The sequence below is a fragment of the Aestuariivirga sp. genome (assembly GCF_037139295.1).
Classification (GTDB): Bacteria; Pseudomonadota; Alphaproteobacteria; order Rhizobiales; family Aestuariivirgaceae; genus Aestuariivirga.
Genome location: NZ_JBAXGR010000204.1, coordinates 1 through 3,352, shown reverse-complemented (window position 1 = coordinate 3,352; position 3,352 = coordinate 1). Strand labels below are relative to the sequence as shown.

Below are 3,352 nucleotides of genomic sequence, written 5' to 3'. Positions count from 1 at the left end.
CCCGATATCATCGCGATCGTCATCACGGGTTTCGGCACGGTGCGCGAAGCGGTCGAGGTCACGCGGCAAGGCGCGGAAGGATTCATTACCAAGCCGTTTCAGTTCGAAGAACTTCGGCACGAGCTAAACACCGCGATCGAGCGCCGCCGGCTACGCGCCGAGAACGCCTACCTGCGCGCGCAACTGCGCGACCGCTACAGCATCGACGGCATGATCGGACGCACGCCGGTGATGATGAAGCTGTTCGAGTTGCTCGACACGGTGGCCGTCACCACCAGCACGGTCCTGATCAGCGGCGAAACCGGTACGGGCAAAGAGCTCGCAGCCCGCGGACTGCACGATGCGAGCCCTCGACGGGCGCAGAAATTTGTGGCGATCAACTGCAGTGCCATCCCGGAGACATTGCTGGAAGCCGAGTTGTTTGGCCATGTCCGTGGGGCGTTTACAGGCGCCATCGCGCATCGACAGGGCCGTCTCGAACAGGCACATCGTGGCACCTTGTTTCTTGATGAGGTTGGCACGATGAGTCCGGCGCTGCAGGCCAAACTACTGCGCGTGCTCCAGTCGCGAGAGTTTGAGCGCGTCGGTGATTCACAGACTGTTCGAGTGGATGTGCGTGTGGTCGCGGCGACCAATTCAGATCTCAAGAAAATGGTCGAGTCGGGCGCCTTCCGCGAAGACTTGTTCTATCGGCTCAACGTCATTCCGATTCGACTGCCGTCGCTCCGTGAACGGCGGGCAGACATCCCACTGTTGGCGCAGTACTTCCTGGACAAGCTGGCAAAGGACGCCTCACCACCCCGCGGACGCGTGACGCTCTCGCAGGAATCGCAACAAGCGCTGATGGCGTTTGACTGGCCTGGCAACGTGCGACATCTCGAGAACGCGATCGAGCGCGCGTTCTCGTTGTCGCCGGGGCGATCACAGATTGAAGTGAGTGATCTGCCGGAGGAAGTGGGTCGAGCTCAGGCGCCACGGCCGGCCGACACCATGGAACTATCCGATGCCGGCACGGATCTGGACGATGAAGTGTCGCGGTACGAACACAGCAGAATTCGACAGGCGCTGGATAGAACGAATGGCAACAAGCGGAAGGCCGCGGAGCTCCTCGGCCTCAAACGTACGACATTGATCGAGAAGTTGAAGCGCCTTGAACGACGCTAGGAAGCAGAACTGACATGGCCCGAGCTGGAATGTACTGGGTAATTGTGGTCGGCACCGTACCGACGTCGTTTCGTGCGCGGGACCAGGAGACGTTGATGCCGACGCTGCGTCAGTTGCAGCGCAAGCAACCAGAAGCCGTGATCCGGTGGTTCGACGGCACGCGTTTCTTTGAAACGCAGGAGCAGGCGGACTCGCGCGGACAGGAACGCGACGGCTTCCGGCGTGAGCGCAAGAAGGACTGGCGTCCAGGCGGAGATCACAAGGATCCACGGGCGAAGTACGACGTGTCGCGTGATGTGCGTCGTGCGCGTTTCAAGGAACGCCTCACGATGAACAGCCGGGCCGACCAAGCTGGGAAACCTGATGCCGCACCCGGATCGGATGCACCGCGGCCGGAGCGCCCGCCGTTTCGTGAACGCAAGCCGTCCGCAGAGCGCAAGCCGTTCGGCGAACGCAAGTCGTACGCCGAGCAAAAACCATTTGGCGAACGCAAACCCTTCGCCGAAAAGCGCTCGTTCAACACAGGCGAGAAGAAGTCCTTCGGCGACAAGAAGCCATCTGCCGACCGCAAGCCATTCGAAGCTCGCAAACCATGGAGTGGGCCGAGGAAGTTCGGTACCGAGAGTCCGCGCCGCGAAGGCGCGCCGGCGGCGGAACGCAAACCATGGGGGGAGAAGAAGCCCTTCGGCGATCGCAAGCCGTTTGGTGAAAAGAAGCCGTTTGGTGAGCGCAAGCCCTACGGCGAGCGGAAACCGTGGAGCAGCAGCAACAGCGCACCAAAGCCCTTCAACGCCGATCGTCCGCGTCGCGAAGGCCCGGCGTCTGGCGACCGAAAACCTTGGGCAGGCAAGAAGTCGTTCGGCGAGGGGAAGCCGTTCGGAGATAAGAAGCCATTCGGAGAGCGAAAGACCTTCGGTGAGGGTCGCCCGACTGGTGAGCGCAAACCGTTCGAGGAACGAAAGCCATTCGCCGAAAAGAAGCCGTTCGGAGAGGCCAAGCCGTTTGGCGCGCGCAAACCATTTGGTGCAGCGAAGCCATTCGGCGCACGCAAGCCGTTCGGTGCCGGCAAGCCGTTTGGCGCACGTAAGCCCTTCGGGAGCGCCAAGCCGTTTGGCGATCGGCCAAAGGGTCCGCGGAGACCAAAGGAATGACCGCGCATGTGGTGCTCTTTGAACCGAAGAGCAGCACGACCGCCGCTGATCGAGACACGTTTATCGACGTCATGCGGACGACCTTCGAACAGATTGAGACCGTTCGGAGGTCGTTCGTTGGACTTAGGCAGAAGCTAGGCGTCTCATATGAAGATAAAATAGGTGATAAGGCCTATTCATATGCTGCGGTGGTTGAATTTGATAATTTGGAAGGCCTGAGGACATACCTCGACCATCCACTCCACGCCAAGTTAGGTCATTTGTTCTGGCATTACTGCGACAGGACCATGATCCTGGATGTTGACTGTTTTTGGGTTAACGACAAAAAAATCGTCAATTATTGATTTCAGCTGATTTATCGACTCTGCCGAGTTAATTGAAACGCGCAATTGAGAGCCGCCGTTGAGCCCTTTCGTGTACCAGGAGTTCAAGGCTCGGAGCTTGTTGATGACCCATTTTTCGCGGCCTCTAGCCGGGGCTGAATGGGAATCGTGGCCCGGCGCCAGGTGGCGGAATCCTTCGGCCTCGTTCACACGCTCGTTCAACAGGAGTTCGAGGTAGTCGAGCAAGAACTGGCCGCGTTCTGCCAACGTGATCGGTTTGGGCTCGCGGCCGGCCGCCAGATCGGCAGCCTGACGGAAGATCCATGGATTTCGCAGTGCTCCGCGTCCGACGAGCACACCGCCAACAGCCCGTCCCTCGAGCCGTGAAATCACGTCGCCCGGTTCAACACAGTCTCCGGAGCCAAACACCGGAATCTTGATTCCCCGCGCCACGCGCGCAATCAGATCCCAGTCTGATTCGCCCGAGTACGACTGAGCGGCTGTTCGCCCGTGCACAGCAATTGCCGCCGCACCAGCGTCTTCAACCATTTTGGCGAGTTCCGGCGCGTTGATCTCATGCTCGTTCCACCCGGCGCGCATCTTGACCGTCACAGGAATCTTCACGGCCTTCGCCATCGCACGCACCACGCTGGCGGCATGCTCGGGCTCGCGCATCAAACTGCAGCCGGCATTGTGCCTGGCAATCTTGTGCAC

At 60.1% G+C, this 3,352-nt stretch carries 3 protein-coding genes; 2 read left to right on the top strand and 1 reads right to left on the bottom strand.

Features of this window, described 5'->3' with window-relative positions:
* Together WCJ41_RS20795 and WCJ41_RS20790 are read left to right on the top strand one after the other, a co-directional pair.
* Nucleotides 1-1,164, top strand: a 1,164-nt coding sequence (locus tag WCJ41_RS20795; protein ID WP_336907750.1) for a sigma-54 dependent transcriptional regulator, incomplete at its 5' end; no start/stop codon positions are given.
* Nucleotides 1,165-1,259: 95 nt separating this feature from the next.
* Nucleotides 1,260-2,315: a hypothetical protein gene (locus WCJ41_RS20790; RefSeq protein ID WP_336907749.1), complete on the top strand. Its 1,056-nt coding sequence runs from the start codon at nt 1,260-1,262 to the stop codon at nt 2,313-2,315.
* A 251-nt stretch (nt 2,316-2,566) separates the two neighbouring features.
* On the opposite strand, the gene WCJ41_RS20785 is transcribed toward WCJ41_RS20790, so the two are convergent.
* Nucleotides 2,567-3,352: tRNA-dihydrouridine synthase (locus WCJ41_RS20785; RefSeq protein WP_336907748.1), on the bottom strand; the 786-nt coding region annotated here is incomplete at its 5' end.